19 protein-coding genes are annotated in these 18,482 nt (G+C 58.2%); 9 read left to right on the top strand and 10 right to left on the bottom strand.

The window, feature by feature from the left end:
- Positions 1 to 152 precede the first annotated feature (152 nt).
- The 5 genes from FS690_RS05655 to mntR form a co-directional block, all read right to left on the bottom strand.
- On the bottom strand, positions 153 to 1,667 hold the full coding sequence (locus FS690_RS05655; RefSeq protein ID WP_108569730.1) for an efflux transporter outer membrane subunit: 1,515 nt from the start codon (positions 1,665 to 1,667) through the stop codon (positions 153 to 155).
- A 1-nt stretch (position 1,668) separates the two neighbouring features.
- Complete coding sequence (locus FS690_RS05660) at positions 1,669 to 3,237, bottom strand: DHA2 family efflux MFS transporter permease subunit (protein ID WP_071669025.1); 1,569 nt, start codon at positions 3,235 to 3,237, stop codon at positions 1,669 to 1,671.
- Positions 3,234 to 4,391 (bottom strand): HlyD family secretion protein, encoded by a 1,158-nt coding sequence (locus FS690_RS05665; protein WP_104084701.1) that lies wholly within the window; start codon positions 4,389 to 4,391, stop codon positions 3,234 to 3,236. Before FS690_RS05665 ends, FS690_RS05660 begins: the two co-directional genes overlap by 4 nt.
- Positions 4,392 to 4,552: 161 nt before the next feature.
- Positions 4,553 to 5,662 (bottom strand): SLC13 family permease, encoded by a 1,110-nt coding sequence (locus FS690_RS05670; RefSeq protein WP_039383419.1) that lies wholly within the window; start codon positions 5,660 to 5,662, stop codon positions 4,553 to 4,555.
- Positions 5,663 to 5,683: 21 nt separating this feature from the next.
- A complete protein-coding gene (gene mntR / locus FS690_RS05675; RefSeq protein WP_039383416.1) occupies positions 5,684 to 6,142 on the bottom strand; it encodes a manganese-binding transcriptional regulator MntR in 459 nt (152 codons plus the stop codon).
- 224 nt (positions 6,143 to 6,366) lie between these two features.
- On the opposite strand from mntR, the gene FS690_RS05680 reads away from it, so the two are divergent.
- Complete coding sequence (locus FS690_RS05680) at positions 6,367 to 6,558, top strand: hypothetical protein (protein ID WP_071669023.1); 192 nt, start codon at positions 6,367 to 6,369, stop codon at positions 6,556 to 6,558.
- A gap of 138 nt (positions 6,559 to 6,696) precedes the next feature.
- On the opposite strand, the gene ompX is transcribed toward FS690_RS05680, so the two are convergent.
- Positions 6,697 to 7,209 carry an outer membrane protein OmpX gene (gene ompX, locus FS690_RS05685; RefSeq protein ID WP_094111982.1) on the bottom strand — a complete coding sequence of 171 codons (513 nt, stop codon included), beginning with the start codon at positions 7,207 to 7,209 and terminating at the stop codon, positions 6,697 to 6,699.
- 369 nt (positions 7,210 to 7,578) lie between these two features.
- Here ompX and rhtA point away from each other — a divergent pair, with 369 nt between their 5' ends.
- The 5 genes from rhtA to glnQ all read left to right on the top strand — a co-directional run bounded on the left by rhtA (position 7,579) and on the right by glnQ (position 11,795).
- The gene (gene rhtA, locus FS690_RS05690; RefSeq protein ID WP_039383412.1) at positions 7,579 to 8,469 is read left to right on the top strand and encodes a threonine/homoserine exporter RhtA; all 891 of its coding nucleotides are present in this window, start codon (positions 7,579 to 7,581) and stop codon (positions 8,467 to 8,469) included.
- A gap of 305 nt (positions 8,470 to 8,774) precedes the next feature.
- Positions 8,775 to 9,278: a DNA starvation/stationary phase protection protein Dps gene (dps, locus tag FS690_RS05695; RefSeq protein ID WP_145339341.1), complete on the top strand. Its 504-nt coding sequence runs from the start codon at positions 8,775 to 8,777 to the stop codon at positions 9,276 to 9,278.
- 305 nt (positions 9,279 to 9,583) lie between these two features.
- Positions 9,584 to 10,330 carry a glutamine ABC transporter substrate-binding protein GlnH gene (gene glnH, locus FS690_RS05700; RefSeq protein WP_039383409.1) on the top strand — a complete coding sequence of 249 codons (747 nt, stop codon included), beginning with the start codon at positions 9,584 to 9,586 and terminating at the stop codon, positions 10,328 to 10,330.
- 86 nt (positions 10,331 to 10,416) lie between these two features.
- The gene (glnP, locus tag FS690_RS05705) at positions 10,417 to 11,076 is read left to right on the top strand and encodes a glutamine ABC transporter permease GlnP (RefSeq protein WP_039383407.1); all 660 of its coding nucleotides are present in this window, start codon (positions 10,417 to 10,419) and stop codon (positions 11,074 to 11,076) included.
- Positions 11,073 to 11,795 carry a glutamine ABC transporter ATP-binding protein GlnQ gene (glnQ, locus tag FS690_RS05710; protein ID WP_108569728.1) on the top strand — a complete coding sequence of 241 codons (723 nt, stop codon included), beginning with the start codon at positions 11,073 to 11,075 and terminating at the stop codon, positions 11,793 to 11,795. The genes glnP and glnQ overlap by 4 nt, the downstream gene beginning before the upstream one ends.
- Before the next feature lie 65 nt (positions 11,796 to 11,860).
- On the opposite strand, the gene rlmF is transcribed toward glnQ, so the two are convergent.
- On the bottom strand, positions 11,861 to 12,784 hold the full coding sequence (gene rlmF, locus FS690_RS05715) for a 23S rRNA (adenine(1618)-N(6))-methyltransferase RlmF (protein ID WP_108569727.1): 924 nt from the start codon (positions 12,782 to 12,784) through the stop codon (positions 11,861 to 11,863).
- A gap of 161 nt (positions 12,785 to 12,945) precedes the next feature.
- Here rlmF and FS690_RS05720 point away from each other — a divergent pair, with 161 nt between their 5' ends.
- Positions 12,946 to 13,572: a flavin reductase family protein gene (locus FS690_RS05720; protein ID WP_071669021.1), complete on the top strand. Its 627-nt coding sequence runs from the start codon at positions 12,946 to 12,948 to the stop codon at positions 13,570 to 13,572.
- Positions 13,573 to 13,576: 4 nt separating this feature from the next.
- Here FS690_RS05720 and hutG read toward each other — a convergent pair whose 3' ends face one another.
- Both hutG and hutI read right to left on the bottom strand, forming a co-directional pair.
- Positions 13,577 to 14,362, bottom strand: coding sequence for an N-formylglutamate deformylase (gene hutG / locus FS690_RS05725; protein ID WP_104084698.1), 786 nt, complete (start codon positions 14,360 to 14,362; stop codon positions 13,577 to 13,579).
- Positions 14,359 to 15,576, bottom strand: a complete 1,218-nt coding sequence (gene hutI, locus FS690_RS05730) for an imidazolonepropionase (protein ID WP_108569726.1) — start codon at positions 15,574 to 15,576, stop codon at positions 14,359 to 14,361. Before hutI ends, hutG begins: the two co-directional genes overlap by 4 nt.
- Positions 15,577 to 15,661: 85 nt before the next feature.
- Here hutI and FS690_RS05735 point away from each other — a divergent pair, with 85 nt between their 5' ends.
- Positions 15,662 to 17,017, top strand: coding sequence for a formimidoylglutamate deiminase (locus FS690_RS05735; protein ID WP_108569725.1), 1,356 nt, complete (start codon positions 15,662 to 15,664; stop codon positions 17,015 to 17,017).
- Entirely contained in the window at positions 17,014 to 17,556 is a 543-nt protein-coding gene (locus FS690_RS05740) for a HutD family protein (RefSeq protein WP_108569724.1), read from the top strand. The genes FS690_RS05735 and FS690_RS05740 overlap by 4 nt, the downstream gene beginning before the upstream one ends.
- On the opposite strand, the gene hutC is transcribed toward FS690_RS05740, so the two are convergent.
- Positions 17,540 to 18,295, bottom strand: a complete 756-nt coding sequence (gene hutC / locus FS690_RS05745) for a histidine utilization repressor (RefSeq protein WP_039383392.1) — start codon at positions 18,293 to 18,295, stop codon at positions 17,540 to 17,542. The two genes, FS690_RS05740 and hutC, sit on opposite strands and share 17 nt — an antisense overlap.
- Positions 18,296 to 18,482 lie beyond the last annotated feature (187 nt).

Here is an 18,482-nt window from a genome sequence, read left to right on the forward strand (position 1 = left end):
TAACTGATGCCAGGAAATCAGATACCGATCACATAAACTCAGCGTGAATATCTTTTTATGTCAGCGACAATACGCTCAAAATTTAATCCTTACATAAAAAGGAACATTTATTTCAATTATCAGGTCGTCCCGGTGGCGGGACGACCCGGGGGTCAGTTGACCTGCGTGGCCGGACCAAATACTGCGTAATCCGGCAGAGTCACCTGCTGATAATTTTCCCAGCCGCCGCCCAGCGCTTTATAGAGCGCGACCAGATCGAGCGCGCTTTGCGTACGCGCCTGAACCGACTGTGCTTTTGCCTGCGCCAGCTGCCGCTGCGCATCCAGCACGTCAAGAAAGGTCGTCAGGCCCTGTCGATAGCTGTCGCTGGCCAGGTCGAATGTCCGCTGCAGTGCGCCGGTAGTTTCATCCAGCGCGGTAACCTGCTGCTGATCCGCCCGGTAGCTGACCAGCGCATTCTCCACATCCTGCAGCGCCGTCAGCACTGTCTGCCGGTAATCCAGCGCGGCGCTGGCCTGCTGTGCCCGCGCCAGCTTCACGCTGGAAACCAGCCGTCCGCCCTGGAAAATCGGAATAGAGAGTGACGGACCGATGCTGAAAAAGTGGCTGCTCCAGTCATCAAGGTAGCTGGCGTCGGTGTTCCTGACCCCGAGCTGCCCCGTCAGGGAGAGAGCCGGGAAGAGGCTGGCAACCGAGACGCCAATATTGGCGGTCTGCGCGTGAAGCGTGGCCTCAGCCTGACGAATATCGGGCCGCCGGCGCGCCAGCGTCGCCGGGATCCCTACCGGTACCAGACCTGGCAATGCTGGCAGCGCTTTCGCCGTCATCAGCTCACTATCCAGCGCACCGGGCGTTTTACCGAGCAGGACCGCCAGACCGTTCATCGCCTGCCGCGCCTGCGCCTCATACTGCGGCAGCTGCGCATTAAGCGAGGCGAGCTGCGCCCGGGCATTTTCCACATTTGTCGCCGGTGCCAGCCCGTTTTGCTGCTGGCTTTGCGTCAGCTCCCAGGTCTCCTGCGCCACCTTTATCTGCGTCTGCAGCGTAGCCAGCACCGCCTGCGCCCCGCGCAGCTGCAGATAGGCGCGCGCCACTTCAGCTTCCACTGAAATCAGCACGTCGTCACGCTGTGCGACAGCCGCCTGCTGCTGCGCATCGGCGGCCTCCATCTGCCGGCGTACCTTGCCCCAGATATCCAGCTCCCAGCTGGCATCAAAGCTGCCCTGATAGAGCGTTACGGAATGGTTCAGTCCATCCAGCTGTCCGGCGATATCATCATCCACCCGATCGTATACGCCGTTGGATTTCAGCAGACCTTTCAGGCCCAGCTGCTGGCGCGTGACTTTAGCTGAGCCATTCAGCGCGGGAAACAGCCCCCCGCGCGCCTGCGCCAGCTGCTGCCGCGCACCGGCGATGCGTAACACCGCCTGCTGCAGCGAGAGGTTACCGCTGATGGCGCGATCGATCAGGCTATTGAGCTGCGGATCGTTAAAGCTGCGCCACCAGAGCGGGTTGGGTGCGGCGGCCAGTGGCTTAGAGGTTTCCTGTGACGACAGTGCGCGAAAGCTGCCGGGCGTCTGCGGGCGCGGGGCCTGATAGTCGGGGCCGACGGCACAACCCGCCAGCAGCAGCGTCAGCGGCAGCGCAACGCGTGAAAAGGTTCTCATTTTAGTGTGCTCCTGCACTGCCTTCGCTCTTAATCGGCGAAAGTAACCAACATAGAGGGATCAGTATCATGGCGACGATGCTCAGTCCCGTGAACACGTCGATATAGGCCAGAATGCGCGCCTGAGCGATCATCTCCTGATAGAGCTGACCCGCGGCAAGCTGCAGCGGATCGCCAGCTACCTGCGTAAAATCGCGGATCGCCTGAGCCCACTGCTGCAGTGTCAGGTTGAACTGCTCATTCAGCGGCGACATGTTATGCACCATGTGCGCGGAACGCACCTGTTCACGCTCGGTGATCCCGGCGGTTGCCAGTGAGATACCGATAGAGCCGGCCACGTTACGAAACATGGTAAACAGCGCGGACGCATCGGCGTTAAGCTTCTGCGGGATGGTGACAAACGCAATGGTGGTAAGCGGAACAAACAGAAAGCCCAGCCCGATAGATTGCGCGCTGCGCATCATCACCAGGGTTTTAAAATCCACGTCCGGCGTCAGCGTACTGGAGTAAAAAAAGGCCAGCGCCAGGCAGCTGAAGCCGAAGGCGATAATATAGCGAGTCTGCACAACTGGCATCAGCTTCAGTACCAGCGGAATGGTCAGCACGATCAATACGGCTCCGGGCGACAGCACCAGTCCTGACCAGGTGGCGGTATACCCCAGATCCTGCTGCGCCAGCTGCGGCAGCACCACTGAGCTGCCGTAGAGGATCATAGCCATACCGGCCATCAGCAGACCGGCGACCCAGAAGTTGCGATCTTTCATCACGCGGATATCCACGACCGGCTTACGCGCATAAAGCAGCCAGTAGACCGCGCCCACCAGCCCCACCGCGGCCAGCATGGCGAACAGACGAATAAAGTGCGAAGCGAACCAGTCTTCATCTTCACCGCGATCGAGAAACACCTGCAGACAGCCAAGGCCAAGCGTGATCAGGCTGATGCCGATATAGTCAATTTTCAGCCGGCCTTTATCCCACTTGCGCTCCCACGGCGGATCTTCAAGCAGCTGGTAAATCGCCAGCACGGTTAAAATCCCTACCGGAATATTAATAAAGAAGACCCAGCGCCAGCTGTAATTGTCGGTGATCCAGCCGCCCAGCGTCGGGCCAATCACCGGTGCTACGATAATCGCAATCGAAGAGAGGCCAAAAGCTTTGCCGCGATCGGCAGGCTTGAAGTAGTCGAGCAGTACCGATTGCTGAACCGGCTGCAGGCCACCGCCAAAAAAGCCCTGCAGCACACGAAACAGAATGATTTGCCACAGCTCGGTGGCAATGCCGCAGAGAAACGAGCAGATAGTGAACATCACAATACAGATCAAAAAGAACTGCTTGCGGCCAAACAGACGGCTAAAGAAGGCGGAGATCGGCAGCACAATGCCATTCGCAACCAGGTAGGAGGTGAGTACCCAGGTGGATTCGTCATAGCTGGAGGAGAGCGAACCCGCAATATGCGGCAGCGCAACGTTTACGATGGTGGTGTCCAGGATCTCCATGAACACCGCCAGCGTAACCGTGATGGCGACCAGCCAGGGGTTGCTGGCCGGGCGCCAGCTCTCGCCTGCACTCATTCTACTGTCACCTCAGGCTCTACCGAGAGTCCAAGCGGCAGTGGATGAGCAGGATCCAGTCCGCTATCGATAACGATTTTAACCGGGACGCGCTGCACAATTTTCACATAGTTACCGGTAGCGTTTTCCGACGGGAAGGCGGAGAAACGTGAGCCTGACCCCATCTGGATGCTGTCGACGTGGCCGTGCAGTTTCATATCAGGCCATGCGTCCACGCTGATCTCGACTTTGTCACCCGGATTCATGCGCGCCAGCTGTGACTCTTTAAAATTAGCGGTGATCCAGATGTCGGGTGACACCAGCGAAAAAAGGGCTGACCCAGCCTGCACCAGCGTACCGAGCTGCACGTTGCGTTTGGTGACAAAACCGTCGTAAGGGGCACGCACTTCGGTGTAAGAGAGATTGAGCTCTGCGGTATTAAGCTGCGCCTGCGCCTGTTCCACCTGCTGCTGGCGCGCTTCCACATTTGTTTCCTGTTGCCGGATCTGCAGTTTGACCTGTGAGGCGACCTCAACCTGCGCTTTAGCACTCTGCAGCTGCGCTTCCGCTGAGCGCAGCTGCGCCGCGGCGGTATCGATATTACGCTGAGACGTGGCGCGGGGATCCACGCCGCGCTGCCGGCGGTAATCCGCCTGCGCATTAAGTAAGTTCGCCTGCGCGCTCGCCTGCTGCGCCAGCGCCTGATCGCGCTGCGCCGGATACTGCACGCGCGACAGCGCCAGCTGCGCCTGCGCCTGATGCAGCTGAGCCTGAGCCAGCCCCAGTTGTGCTTTTGCCTGATCGCGCTGTGCAGCACTGTCGCGCGGATCGATCACCACCAGCAGATCGCCTTTTTTTACCCGCTGGTTATCTTTTACCAGCAGCTGCACCACGTAGCCTGAGGCTTTAGGTGCCACGGTAACGGCGTTACCTTCCGTAAAGGCGTCATCGGTGGTTTCAATATTGCGGGTGGTAAACCAGAACCAGAACCCCACGATCAGCATAATCACCACAACAATCGCGAGAATAATCAGCGGCTTTTTACCCGGCCGCTTACGCGGCTGATCGTCATCCTGATTATCTTTGTCCTGTTGCTGCTGCTGGCTGTTGTCCTGCTGCGGATCGTTGTCGTTATCTGACGGCTTCTGCGGGTCCTGCTGCTGATTTTCGCTCATAATTTTTCATCACTGGCTGAAAGCCCGATCCCCGGGCATAAACGGTCAACTTAACATTAGATAATAAATTGACAAATTCCAGTGTAACTTTACATAAGCAGAGACGGGCGGCACGTTATGCCACAGCGGTGGCTAAGGCGCTGAAGAGCCAGCGCCCGCACTCAGTGAAGCCACTGCAGCAGCAGCCAGCCGCACAGCATTGACCACGCCAGCATCGGCAGTGAGAAGAGATGAAAACGCCACCAGACTTTTTTATCCTGCGCCATGCGCAGCGCAATCAGGTTCGCCAGCGATCCCGGCAGCAGGCCAAAGCCGCCAATATTCACCGCCCAGGCAAGCACCACAGAGGGATCGGTTTTTTGCAGCAGCAGGATAGTGGCCGGGACATTACTGATAAACTGCGACAGGCCGATAGCCAGTAAATAGATACCGCCCTCCCCCAGCTGTCCGATACGGGCAAACCACGGCTGCAGCGCAGGCAGATGCATGAGCAAAAAGACGTCGATAAACATTGCGACAAAAACCAGCAGCAGGCTCCAGTCAATGGCGGCCAGCACCCCTCGCGCCATGATCAAAAAGCAGGCGGCGACCAGCAGCAGCGCCCAGCCCGTCATCTTCAGCTCCAGCGCCACGATAAATACGATATAGAGCAGCAGGCTGACGCTGAACAGGCGCCGGCTCCACTGCTGCGCACCGGCGTCACTGTGTTTATCTATGTGCTGCGCCGGGAAGCTCCACCAGGTCAGCGCGACCAGCGTTATCATCAGCACGGCTGCCAGCGGCAGCATCTGCAGGATGAATCCGCCCACGCTCAGCGAGCCGTGACTCCACAGCAGGATATTTTGCGGATTGCCGACCGGGGTCAGCAGCGATCCGGCGTTAACCGCCAGTGCTTCAAAGATAATGAGCCGCGAGACCGGCAGATGTGAAAATTTACGCAGCGTCAGCGTCAGCGGTACCAGAATAAATAGCGCGACATCGTTGGTCAGAAAGGTTGAAAGCAGCGCGGCGGCGCAGACCATAAACAGCGCCAGCGCACGTTCATGCTGAAAGCGCTGAATCAGGCGGGCGCCCAGTACGTCAAAATAACCGCTGTTCTCCAGCCCTTTCGTCAGCATCAGCAGGCCGGTCAGCGTCATGATGGTCTGCCAGTCGACGGAAGCCGGCAGCTGCGACCAGCGATACTCTGCCAGCGGCAGCAGTATCACACCCAGCAGTAACAACAAATGCAAAATACGGTCACGCATTAAGGATCGAAGCACGATGGGCATGATAGCGGCAGGCCTTATAAGTTAGCGATTCTCATAAAATTTCTGAAAGACGGCCAGGGTTTCGTCGCTGACGTGATGCTCCAGCCCTTCAGAGTCGCGGCGTGCGGTCTCCGGGCTGACGCCTAATGCCAGCAAAAACGTTTCAACGATATGGTGGCGAACGCGGCTCGCCTCGGCGAGTTTTTCACCTTCCGGCGTCAGGAAGACGCCACGATAGGGCACCTGCTCTACCAGGCCGGTGGTGCTCAGGCGCTTCAGCATTTTTGCCACGGTAGGCTGGGATACGCCAAGGCGCGCCGCCATATCCACCTGACGCGCCTCACCAAATTCACGAATGAGATCGGAGATCAGCTCGACGTAATCATCAATCAATTCACGACGATGAGCTTCGCGCACCTGACGAAAGCCTTCAACATGCTCCTCAATATCCTTAAGCGGCCCCTGAGGGGTATTGATGGCATTTTTCGCACGACGACTCATTAAGCTTCCTCTTTATTATCTGCCGCACCTTACCTGCCGTGCGGACTGGCTGCGCTCATTGTAAACCAGGCGCAAATAAGCACAAATTTTTCATGAATAGTGTTGGCTAAAGAGTATAGCCAATGCTATCTTTGTACATGATGTAAGCGAAAAGCGTGAAAAGGCAGCAATGTCCGGTACGCACCAGCGCTTACGCATCATCTGTTATTCATGGGGAGGTGAAGATGAGCACCCTGAAAAACTGCCTTGATTGCGGCAAATGCCCGCAAGCCGCTCAGCGCAAGCCCGCTTTTGATATCAAATCGCTGCTCTGCCTGTTCAGCCGCTCGCCCTTTGCGCTCCGCCTGATGCTGCTGGAAAAGCTCGCAGGCAAAAAGTGCGAACGCCCGTGCAACCAGATTATCTGGCGCGGCTGAAAGCCCGCAAGGCTACTGCTTAACCCGCCCGATGGCGGGTTTTTGTTTTTCTGCTCTGCTGCACCGGCACCCTCTTCAGGCAAAAAAAAACGGCCCCCTGCGGGACCGTTTCATGTGCAACTCTGGTCTAAGCTAAACTTAGAAGCTGTAGCCGACGCCAGCGATCCAGGTGCCTACGTCAACGTTGCGGATGCGGCTCTGCTCGTAGCCTACGTCCAGTGCAACGTTTTCAATTGGGTTGAACTGCATACCTGCGCCGTAAGCGATGCCTACGTCGCTGCTGTCAGATTTAGACTGACCGGCAGATTCGTTCTGCTGGAATTTACCGTAGCCGATACCTACAACGCCGTAGATGCTCGCCCAGTCGTTCAGACGGTAAGCCGGGCCGCCGGTGAAGCCGTAGTACTGGCCTTTGTTATAAACGCCATCTTCAGTACGATCTTTTTCGGTGTAGGTGAAAGAACCGATCCAGCCCAGTGGGTTTGAACCGTCTTCGTAGCGGTATTTCAGGTTGAAGCCGTTAGCTTTGTTAGCAACGCCCTGATAATCGCTCTGTGCGTAACCGCCAGAAACGGTGCTCTGTGCCATGGCTGAGCCAGCAGAAACTGCCAGTACACAAGCCAGTGCTGAAAGACATGCAATTTTTTTCATAACCACCTCAAATGTGAAAATACTTCTCTCCTGACAACGCTAAAAATATAACAAAAGTTAGGGAGAAACTCTGCCCGGATTTTGTTGTCCAAGAGATTGTTTGGTGTAACAGAAAGTTAATGAAGTTTCCTATGTCATTCATTTTACTTATAAAATGCCTCCCTGTTTAGTTCAATAATTCTGCGAACAAAAAATGCCTTTAAGTAAATTCCTAAAGTAATCTGACAATTCTTTACAAAATTGGCCCTGTAAACGGCTCTTTTTTAGCCATTTTCTGAAGCGAAACTGGCCTTATTTTTTCCCGTCAGCCTGCAATTGCTTTAAGCTACTCTCCTTCGCTCACCCCTCATTTCCGGAATCGACAACAGGATGTCTGCGCCTCTTTCTCGTAAAAATAGCTTTCCCGTATGGCTGCCCATTGTGATTTTGCTTTTCGCTATGATGTCGCTGCAGGGTGGCGCCTCGCTGGCAAAATCGCTGTTTGACGTCGCGGGCGCGCCCGGCATCACTGCGCTGCGTCTCGGACTCGGTACGCTGCTGCTTTGTCTCTTTTTCAAACCCTGGCGTTTGCGCTTTACTCCGGCGCAGCGTAAACCCCTGCTGATTTACGGCCTGGCGCTCGGCTGTATGAACTTTCTGTTTTACCTCGCCCTGCGGACAATCCCGCTGGGTGTGGGCGTGGCGCTGGAGTTTCTCGGTCCGCTGGCGCTGGCGCTGGCAGGCGCGCGCCGCCTGCTTGATTTTCTCTGGATAGCGCTGGCAGTCGCCGGGCTCTGGTTTCTGCTGCCAATCGGTGACGGCATCAGCCATATTGATCCGCTCGGCGCACTGCTGGCAGTAGGTGCCGGCGTCTGCTGGGCAATCTATATCCTCTCCGGACAGCGTGCCGGCGCGGAGCACGGCCCGGCAACGGTGGCAATGGGCTCGCTTATCGCTTCTGTTATCTTCGTGCCGCTGGGACTGCTGTTTGCCTCCCCCGGCATCTGGCACTGGGAGATCCTGCCGCTGGCGCTGCTGATCGCCCTGCTCTCCAGCGCAATTCCCTATTCACTGGAGATGATTGCCATGACCCGCCTGCCGGCGCGGATCTTTGGCACCCTGATGAGCCTCGAACCGGCTGTCGCGGCCCTTTCCGGCATGCTGTTTCTGGGTGAACAGCTTACCCTGCCGCAGTGGTCAGGACTGCTGGCGATTATCGCCGCGTCGGCAGGCACCACGCTGACCATGCGCCAGAAAGCCCGTCTGAAAGAAGTCGCCTGAGTTACGCTTAATTAACGCTGTCTATCGCAGCCTGTTATTTCAGCAGGCTGCGCCGGCATCCGGAATCATTATCATTCCGTTATTGCATCGCCGGGCCGTTATTATTTTGTCACACAGATAACATCTTTAAGACCTATATAATAAACCATTGATTATGGTTACTTAATTCATGATTGCATCCGCAACGTTGCATGACGTCTTTATCTATCTCTGCTATCGGCCAGATCGCTTCAGCATATTTTATAACAGCTGCTATACTTATTTCCGTGCTTGATTAGGACAACATCAATTAGAGGACATAAATGATGAGTACCGCAAAACTGGTTAAAAACAACGCTTCCGATCTGATTTACACCCGCAATGATGTGGCTGACAGCGAAAAGAAAGCCACCATTGAGGTGCTCAACCGTCTGGTTGTGGAATTCATTGACCTGTCCCTGATCACCAAACAGGCGCACTGGAACATGCGTGGCGCAAACTTTATTGGCGTGCATGAGATGCTGGATGGTTTCCGTGCTGCTATCACCGAACATCAGGACACCATCGCTGAGCGCGTGATCCAGCTGGGTGGCGTAGCGCTGGGTATCACGCAGGTCGTGAATGATAAAACGCCGCTGCAGAGCTATCCGCTGAACATTCACAGCGTTCAGGATCACCTGAAAGCGCTGGCCGATCGCTACGCCATTGTGGCTAACGATACCCGCAAAGCGATCACCGAAGTCAAAGATGAAGATACTGCCGATATCTTTACCGCAGCGTCCCGTGACCTCGACAAGTTCCTGTGGTTTATCGAAGCCAATATCGAATAATCATCAGAGGCGGGTTAACCCGCCTTTTTTATTGCTTCAGATCCGCTTTTTTGACCCTGTTAACACTTCTTTCATCCCACCCTTTCCTTGTCATTATCCTGATGCACACTGTGGCTGCACCAAAAATGTTTCATGCACCATAATAGTGCCCACAAATGGTGCAAAGGATCATTTTTCTGCAAAATCGTGTCAGCTGACAGCCCTGCCGCCGGTAATTTCGGGCTGTTATTAAAGTTGGCATAATTTTTTCATATGACAGTCGTAGTGCAGACCATCAGGTCTGCAGAGCAATAAAGGATAAAATGATGAAGTCTCTGTTTAATGTCTCTGTGGCCGCGCTGGCGCTGGCCTTTTCTCTTTCTTCTACTGCCGCAGATAAAAAACTGATTGTCGCAACCGACACCGCATTTGTTCCTTTTGAGTTTAAGCAGGGCGACAAATATGTGGGTTTTGATATCGACCTGTGGGATGCGGTGGCAAAAGAGCTGAAGCTCGATTACACCCTGAAACCTATGGATTTCAGTGGGATTATTCCGGCTCTGCAAACCAAAAATGTCGATCTGGCGCTGGCCGGTATTACCATTACTGACGAACGTAAAAAAGCTATCGACTTCTCTGATGGCTACTATAAAAGCGGTCTGCTGGTGATGGTGCGCAATAACGAAAACGAGATCAAAGGCATTGACGATCTCAACGGCAAAACCGTTGCGGTAAAAAGCGGAACCGGTTCGGTGGACTACGCCAAAGCGCATATCAAGACCAAAGATTTGCGTCAGTTCCCGAATATCGATAACGCCTATATGGAGCTGGGAACCAATCGCGCCGATGCGGTGCTGCACGATACGCCGAATATTCTCTACTTTATCAATACCGCCGGTAAAGGTCGTTTCAAAGCGGTTGGCGAGTCGATTGAAGCTCAGCAGTATGGTGTGGCGCTGCCAAAAGGCAGTGATGAACTGCGTGACAAAATCAACGGCGCGCTGAAAACGCTGCGCGACAACGGTACGTACAACACAATCTATAAAAAATGGTTCGGTACTGAGCCAAAATAATGCCTGCATAAGCGGGCTTATGCAGCAGGGCGCCCTTTGCGCCCTGCTTTTACCTTTTCCATTGCAACATATTCCGGAGTAACACCATGGAGTTTGACTGGAGCGTCATCTGGCCAGCCCTGCCGATTCTGATCGAAGGCGCCAAAATGACCCTGCTGATTTCCGTTCTTGGCCTGATAGGCGGCCTGATTATCGGCCTGGTGGCTGGCTTTGCCCGCGCCTACGGTGGCTGGATCACCAATAACGTCGCGCTGGTATTTATTGAGCTGATCCGCGGCACGCCCATTGTCGTGCAGGTCATGTTTATCTACTTTGCGCTGCCAATGGCTTTTCCCGATCTGCGCATCGATCCTTTCACGGCGGCAGTCGTGACCATCATGATCAACTCAGGCGCCTATATTGCTGAGATTACGCGCGGCGCCGTGCTCTCTATCAACAAAGGCTTTCGCGAAGCGGGACTGGCGCTGGGCCTGTCACGCCGCGAGACCCTGCGCTATGTGATTATGCCGCTGGCCCTGCGCCGTATGCTCCCGCCGCTGGGCAACCAGTGGATTGTCAGTATTAAAGATACGTCGCTGTTTATTGTTATCGGCGTGGCGGAACTGACGCGACAGGGCCAGGAGATTATTGCCGGTAACTTCCGTGCGCTGGAGATCTGGAGCGCGGTTGCCATTATCTATCTGATTATTACGCTGGTGTTGAGCTTTGTGCTGCGCCGTATTGAGAAAAGGGTGAAAATCCTGTGATTGAATTTAAAAACGTCTCTAAAAATTTCGGTCAGACGCAGGTTCTGCACGACATCAATCTGAAAATTAATCAGGGCGAAGTGGTGGTGATTATCGGTCCTTCCGGCTCCGGTAAATCAACGCTGCTGCGCTGTATCAACAAACTGGAAGAGATCACCAGCGGCGATCTGATTGTGGACGGCATGAAAGTCAACGATCCGAAAGTGGATGAGCGGCTGATCCGTCAGGAAGCGGGCATGGTGTTTCAGCAGTTTCATCTGTTTCCGCAGATGAGCGCGCTGGATAACGTCGCCTTTGGTCCGATTCGCGTCCGCGGCGCGAAAAAAGAGGAGGCCCACAGGCTGGCGCGCGAGCTGCTGGGCAAAGTGGGCCTGGCGGAACGGGCGCATCATTTTCCGGCTGAACTCTCCGGCGGTCAGCAGCAGCGCGTGGCCATTGCGCGGGCGCTGGCCGTGAAGCCAAAAATGATGCTGTTTGATGAGCCGACGTCCGCGCTCGATCCGGAGCTGCGTCATGAAGTTCTGAAAGTGATGCAGGATCTGGCCGAGGAAGGCATGACGATGGTGATCGTCACGCATGAAGTGGGGTTTGCACAGAAAGTCGCGTCGCGCCTGATCTTCATTGATAAAGGTACGATTGCGGAAGATGGCGATCCGGATACCCTGATTACCGCGCCGCCAAGCGAACGTCTGCGCGAGTTCCTGCAGCACGTTTCCTGACGCGCTGCGCGCGCTGAATAAGGCCGCACCGGATAACCGGGCGGCCTTTTTATCGGGTGATACGCTTAGCGCTTCATCCGCTGCGCGCGGGCGGCGGGCGTCATAAAGCTCCAGGCGAGGAAGCGGCTCTGTTTCTGACCCTGCGCCATATTGACGATGCGCACCTCACAGGCCTCTGCTGCGAGCCGGTCGCGCAGCGCCGGTAAGTTCTCTTTTCGCGAAACCAGCGATGTAAACCAGACAATGCTGCTGCCCAGCGCGACGCTCTCATCGATCATCCTGCCGATAAACGCCAGCTCGCCCCCTTCACACCACAGCTCAGTCTGCTGACCGCCAAAATTGAGCGGCGCGTTCTGCTTCAGTCCCAGGTTGCGTACTTTGCGCTGGCTGCCCGCTGCGGCATCAGCTGCCGATGCGTGAAACGGCGGATTGCACATCACGGCATGGTAGCGCTCATTTTTATGGATCACGCCGCTGAAAATCGCCTGCGGCTGTTTCTGGCGACGCAGACGTACCGCACGCTGCAGGCCGGGATTACCCGCCACAATCTGGCTGGCGGCGGTAATCGCCTCAGCGCTGGTATCCGTACCGGTAAAACGCCAGCCATACTCGGCGTGGCCAATCAGGGGATAAATGCAGTTGGCGCCGCAGCCAATATCCATGACGTCCAGATCGCGCGGGATCGCCCCGCCGTTATCACCCGCCAGCAGATCGGCCAGCGCGTGAACGTAATCAGCACGCCCCGGTACCGGCGGCGTCAGATACCCTTCCGGCAGCTGCCAGTTAAGGTTATAAAAGAGCTTCAGCAGCGCCTGATTAAGCAGCATTACCGCCTGCGGATCGGCGAAATCGATCGACTGCTCGCCGTGACCGTTAGGACGAACCTTCGGCGCAAGCGGCGGATGCGCGGCAATCAGCGCAGGAAAATCGTAACGCCCCTGATGGCGATTACGCGGATGAAAGGGCGCACTGGCGGCTGGCTTATTCATAGTCTCTCCGGAAAGTAAGGCGGGCGTAAGATACTCCGGCTGCCGCCAGCGCACAATCCGCTTACCGCAATTTTACGTTTACACCAGACTCTCTGCGAACCCTTTTACTGCAATGCACGCCGCCTGCCGCGACGTGCCTTCACCCTGACTCAGGAGTTTTTATGACGCGCCATCGCTACAGCTACCAGCCCCGGACCGGACACGGCCTGCCCCACGATCCGCTGAACGCCATTATCGGTCCGCGTCCGATTGGCTGGATCAGCTCCCGGAGCGGCAGCGGCCAGGATAATCTTGCGCCGTACAGCTTTTTTAACTGTTTTAATTACCAGCCTCCGATCATCGGCTTTGCCAGCAGCGGCTGGAAAGACAGCGTGCAGAACATCAGCGAAAGCAAGGTGTTTGTCTGGAATCTGGCCACGCGTCCGCTGGCGGAAGCGATGAACGAAAGCTCCGCCTCGGTCAGCAGCGATGAGTTCGCGCTCGCGGGCCTGACGCCGGTTGCCGCTTCCCATATCGACTGCAGCATGGTGGCAGAGAGCCCGGTTAACTTTGAGTGTCGCCTGACGCAGCTGATCCGGCTGCAGGATGCGCAGGGCGGGGAGCTGGAGAGCTGGCTGGTGCTGGGTGAAGCGGTCGCCATTCATATTGATGAAGCCCTGCTGGAGGATGGCATTTACCAGACCGCCAGAGCGCAGCCGATTCTGCGCGCCGGGGGGCCTTCTGCCTATTACGGCATCAGTGAGGCGCAGCGTTTTGATCTGGTCCGCCCGGACGCGCGTAAGCGGTAAGCGTTTAACGCTTTCCTGCCGCCAGCAGCGCGCCGATCAGCTGCTGCAGCACCGGCTGCAGCTGTGAGGCGCGCGCTGGCTGCCAGGCAAAAGTCAGCGACTCATCCATATAGTTGTGCTGCGCCAGCTCCAGCTGTACCGCCTCGACGCCCTGCGCCGGCTGACCATAGGCGCGCGTAATATAACCGCCTTTAAAACGGCCATTCAGCACCCAGCTATAGCGCTGCTGAGCCTTACACACCTGCCCCAGCGCGTCGCTCACCGCCGCTGAGCAGCTGGCGCCATCACTGGTTCCCAGGTTCAGATCGGGCAACACGCCGCTGAACAGCCGGGGCACCCGTGAAGCGATAGAGTGCGCATCAAACAGCAGCGCATAGCCATATTGCGCTTTCAGGCGCGCCAGCTCCTGCTGCAGCTGCTGATGATAGGGCTGCCAGAGGGTCTGCAGATAGCGCTGACGCGTCGCCCGATCCGGCGTCATGCCCGGTCTGAACACCGGCGTGCCGTCAAACAGCGTCTCTGGCCAGAGTCCGGTAGTGGCGGTGGTATAGAGCGGCCGGTCGTCAGGCGGCCGGTTGAGATCGATAACGAAACGGGAATAGCGTCCGGTCAGCACGCTGGCGCCAATATCCTGCGCAAAATCGTACAGCTGCGGCAGATGCCAGTCGGTGTCCGGCAGCGGGCGTGCCGCATCGCTCAGCCCCGCCTCAACCTCCGGCGTAAGCTGCGTACCGGCATGCGGTATTGAGATCAGCAGCGGCAGCCTGCCCGGTACAAAATCAAAGCTCATTGTGCTTCTCCACGATAGATAACCCGGCACGGCAATTCGCCGCCCAGCCAGTAAGCCAGCTCGCCCGGACGCGTCAGCGGCCAGTGAACAAAGCTGGCGACTTTGCCCGCCTCCAGTGAGCCGTGCGTCTGCTGCAGACCCAGCGCTTTCGCGCCCCACAGCGTCACCCCCGCCAGCGCCTCCTCCGGCGTCATGCCAAACAGCGTACAGCCCATATTCATCATCAGCCGCAGTGAAAGCGCGGGTGATGTCCCTGGATTAGCATCGCTGGCGAGCGCCATCGGGACGCCGTAGCGGCGGAACAGCGCGACCGGTGGCCGCTGCGTTTCGCGCAGCAGATAGAACGCTCCCGGCAGCAGCACAGCAACGGTGCCATGCTCTGCCATCGCGCGGACATCCTCCTCGCTGGCGTACTCCAGATGGTCAGCGGAGAGCGCGCCATAGCGTGCGGCCAGCGCCGCCCCGCCCTGCGCCGAGAGCTGCTCAGCGTGCAGTTTGACCGGCAGATCCAGCGCGCGCGCCGCATCAAACACCGCGCTGACCTGCGCAGGCGACAGCGCCAGATGTTCACAGAACGCATCCACCGCATCCGCCAGCCCCTCCTCTTTTACCCGTGGCAGCAGCCGCTGGCAGATAATATCGATCCAGCCCTGCGGATTGGCGTGAAACGCCGGCGGGATCGCATGTGCGGCCAGGCAGGTTGCGATGACATCAGCCGGCACGCCGGCTGCCAGCTGGCGTATGGCCCGCAGCATTTTCAGTTCGCTCTCTTCATCAAGCCCGTAACCCGATTTGATTTCTACCGTGGTGACGCCCTCCGCCAGCAGATGCGCCAGCCGCCCGCGCGCTGACGCCACCAGCGCCTCCTGTGAGGCGGACCGCGTGGCGCGTACCGTGGCGAGAATACCGCCGCCCTGCGCAGCAATTTCTGCATAGCTGGCACCGTTGAGACGCTGCTCAAATTCCGCGCTGCGATCGCCGGCGAACAACAGATGCGTATGGCAATCCACCAGCCCCGGCGTGATGATGCCGCCGCTAAACGTATGCCGCTGACGCGGCGCAAATGCCGGCAGTTCACCGCGCGCCCCGACCCATATCAGTACGCCGTTATCCACGGCCAGCGCGCCATCGGTGATGATGTTGTAGCGCCCGTCGCGCAGCGTAACGATATCTGCGCCCAGCCACAGGCTGTCGATCTGCTTCGCGTCTCTCATGCCCTGTTCCCTGCGTACGGGCGATTTACACACCCGGTTAAAGTATGTATATGTATATACAACTTTCCAGCCTGAAGGATCAACCATGACCACCTATTTTGCCCCGCGCGCTCAGCTGGCAGATGGCTGGCACAGCCACGTGACGCTGGAGGTCAGCGACGCCGGTTTTATCACCCGCGTTACGCCAGATAGCGCGCCGGGCGCTGCTATACCGCTGGCGGGGGCCGTCATTCCCGCCATGACCAACCTGCACTCGCACGCTTTTCAGCGCGCGATGGCGGGACTGGCTGAGGTGGCGGGCGATCCGCAGGACAGCTTCTGGACCTGGCGCGAGCTGATGTATCGCATGGTAGCGCGGCTGACGCCGCAGCAGGTGGGCGACATTGCGACCTGGCTCTATATTGAGCTGCTGAAAGGGGGCTACAGCCAGGTCGCTGAGTTTCACTATCTGCATCACAATCCGCAGGGCCAGCCCTATCCGGATGATGCCATGCTGCAGCAGCTGATGCTGGCCGCTGAGCGCACCGGCATCGGCCAGACGCTGCTGCCGGTGCTTTACAGCTACAGCAGTTTTGGCGCACAGCCCGCCAGCGCCGGACAGCGCCGTTTTATCCAGCAGACCGGCGCTTATCTGCAGCAGCTGCAGCGCGTGGCCGCGGTCTGCGCAGATAAACCGCTGCTGAACTACGGCGTCTGTTTTCATTCTCTGCGCGCGGTCAGCGAAGCGCAGATGCACGACGTGCTGGCCGCAGCGCCGGGCGATCTGCCGGTCCATATCCACATTGCCGAGCAGGAAAAAGAGGTCAGCGACAGCCTGGCGTGGAGCGGTGAGCGTCCCATCGCCTGGCTGATGCGCCGCTTTAACGTTGATGCACGCTGGTGCCTGATCCACGCCACCCATCCGGATGAGAGCGAGCTGCAGCAGCTCGCCGCCAGCGGGGCCGTTGCGGGATTATGCCCGACGACTGAAGCCAACCTCGGCGACGGTATTTTTCCGGCGAGTACCTATATTGCGCGGGGCGGACGCTGGGGGATCGGCTCTGACAGCCACGTCTCGGTCAGCGCCCGTGAGGAGCTGCGCTGGCTGGAGTACGGGCAGCGGCTGCGCGACAGGCGGCGCAACCGTCTGGCGCTGCCGCAGCAGCCGTCGGTAGGCGATCTGCTGTGGCAGCAGGCTGCGGCCGGAGGCGCTCAGGCGTGCGGCATCCGCAGCGGCGTGCTGGCACCCGGCCTGCGCGCCGACTGGCTGGTACTGCGCGACGACCCGCTGCTCAGCGCAACCCCTTCCGATGCGCTGCTCAATCGCTGGCTGTTTGCCGGCGCGCGCAGCGGGATCCGCGATACGTTTGTCGCCGGCCGGCAGGTGATCGCTGACGGCCAGCATGCAGAAGAGGCGCAGGCGGCCATCCGCGTTGCCGACGCGCTGCGGGCGCTGCAGTGATCCGCCGCTTTTGCCACGACGCGCTGCCGGTCAGCCGCTGGCGCAACGGCGGCGGCGAGACGCGCGAAATCGTCAGCTTTCCCCCCGGCGCGGCGGATTTCGCCTGGCGTGCCAGCATCGCCACGCTTGACGCCAGCGGCCCTTTTTCGCTGTTTCCTGGCGTGGATCGGGTGATTACCCTGCTGCAGGGCGACAGCCCGCTGCTGCAGAGCGGCGGGCTGACGCACCGGCTGCAGCCCTGTCAGCCGTGGCGCTTCGCCGGAGAAGCCCCGGTGCAGGCGACAGTGCACGGCCGCTGCAGCGATTTCAATATCATGACCCGCCGCGACAGCTGGCGGGCGGAGGTCAGCATCCTGCAGCAGGCACCGCAGCAGAGCCGGCACGGGGTGTCGTATGTGTTAGCCGGTGCGTGGCAGTACGCCTCCGGCGAGGTCCTGCACCAGACGCAGGGGATCTGGTGGCTGGATGAGCCACTGACGCTGACGCCGCAGAGCTGCGATGCCCTGCTGCTCTGGTGCCGGCTCAGCCGTGTCCTTTAAAACGTCCCAGCAGCTTATAGCGCGAGCCGGGATAGAGCAGCCGCGCATAGGTCACAATCTTACTGTCGCTCCACGTCTGCCGCCGAATCAATAAGCAGGGTTCGTGCTCCTCCAGCGCGAGATGCCTGCGCTGGCGCAAATCGGGCAGTACCGCCTCAACAATATGCTCGCCGGCGGTCAGCGGCGCGACCCGCATCAGATAGGTATAAGGGGTAACGCTGTGATAATCCTGCTTCAGGTAGTCCGGCGCCATCTGCGGGTTCACCAGGCGATCTTCCAGCTGTACCGGCAGATCGTTTTCGTAATGCACCATCAGCGAATGAAACAGCGGCTGGCCGGTGCGCATCCCCAGCAGCGCCGCCTGCTCCGGATCCGCCCGCCCCTGCGTCAGGGTCAGGATCTGGCAGCGGTGCTGATGACCGCGCTGCGCAATCTCATCCGCAATATTGTGCACCTCCAGCATCGCCGTGTAGCCTTTCATCTCCGCGACAAAGGTGCCCACCCCCTGCATACGCAGCAGATAGCCCTCGGCGGTGAGTTCACGCAGCGCGCGGTTGATGGTCATCCGGCTCACGCCCAGCTCGCTGACCAGCTCGCTCTCGGAGGGCACACGCTGCCTGGCTTTCCACTCTCCCGCGCGGATCTGGCTGATAATCGCCTGTTTGACGCGCTGGTAAATCGGTGCCGGTTCATCGCCCATTGCGGCGGCTAACTGCGCCAGTGCCGTTTGCTCGGTCATCTGCTGTTCCTTTCTGCTCTGAGAAGGAAAGTTTACTGTTCCGCCAGGCAGATGTATAGACATGCAGTAGTGCAGCGCAGCGGCTGCGGGTGCAGAGGCTGCTGCTTTAGCGTGCATCAAATTGGCTGATTAGCCTGCCTGCCCGCAGTGCGGCACATTTCACAAATTGCAGTGAAACTGGCATAGC

This window comes from Pantoea sp. PSNIH1, from assembly GCF_007680655.1.
Lineage (GTDB): Bacteria > Pseudomonadota > Gammaproteobacteria > Enterobacterales > Enterobacteriaceae > Pantoea > Pantoea eucrina.

Coding starts and splice junctions, on each gene's coding strand:
- mntR (WP_039383416.1), bottom strand. CDS start 6,142: ATGAGTCGTCGTGCGAAAAATGCCATCAATACCCCTCAGGGGCCGCTT.
- FS690_RS05665 (WP_104084701.1), bottom strand. CDS start 4,391: ATGAGCGAAAATCAGCAGCAGGACCCGCAGAAGCCGTCAGATAACGAC.
- FS690_RS05720 (WP_071669021.1), top strand. CDS start 12,946: ATGACGCGCCATCGCTACAGCTACCAGCCCCGGACCGGACACGGCCTG.
- rhtA (WP_039383412.1), top strand. CDS start 7,579: ATGTCTGCGCCTCTTTCTCGTAAAAATAGCTTTCCCGTATGGCTGCCC.
- glnH (WP_039383409.1), top strand. CDS start 9,584: ATGAAGTCTCTGTTTAATGTCTCTGTGGCCGCGCTGGCGCTGGCCTTT.
- glnP (WP_039383407.1), top strand. CDS start 10,417: ATGGAGTTTGACTGGAGCGTCATCTGGCCAGCCCTGCCGATTCTGATC.
- hutC (WP_039383392.1), bottom strand. CDS start 18,295: ATGACCGAGCAAACGGCACTGGCGCAGTTAGCCGCCGCAATGGGCGAT.
- dps (WP_145339341.1), top strand. CDS start 8,775: ATGAGTACCGCAAAACTGGTTAAAAACAACGCTTCCGATCTGATTTAC.
- FS690_RS05680 (WP_071669023.1), top strand. CDS start 6,367: ATGAGCACCCTGAAAAACTGCCTTGATTGCGGCAAATGCCCGCAAGCC.
- ompX (WP_094111982.1), bottom strand. CDS start 7,209: ATGAAAAAAATTGCATGTCTTTCAGCACTGGCTTGTGTACTGGCAGTT.
- FS690_RS05655 (WP_108569730.1), bottom strand. CDS start 1,667: ATGAGAACCTTTTCACGCGTTGCGCTGCCGCTGACGCTGCTGCTGGCG.
- hutI (WP_108569726.1), bottom strand. CDS start 15,576: ATGAGAGACGCGAAGCAGATCGACAGCCTGTGGCTGGGCGCAGATATC.
- hutG (WP_104084698.1), bottom strand. CDS start 14,362: ATGAGCTTTGATTTTGTACCGGGCAGGCTGCCGCTGCTGATCTCAATA.
- rlmF (WP_108569727.1), bottom strand. CDS start 12,784: ATGAATAAGCCAGCCGCCAGTGCGCCCTTTCATCCGCGTAATCGCCAT.
- FS690_RS05660 (WP_071669025.1), bottom strand. CDS start 3,237: ATGAGTGCAGGCGAGAGCTGGCGCCCGGCCAGCAACCCCTGGCTGGTC.
- FS690_RS05670 (WP_039383419.1), bottom strand. CDS start 5,662: ATGCCCATCGTGCTTCGATCCTTAATGCGTGACCGTATTTTGCATTTG.
- FS690_RS05735 (WP_108569725.1), top strand. CDS start 15,662: ATGACCACCTATTTTGCCCCGCGCGCTCAGCTGGCAGATGGCTGGCAC.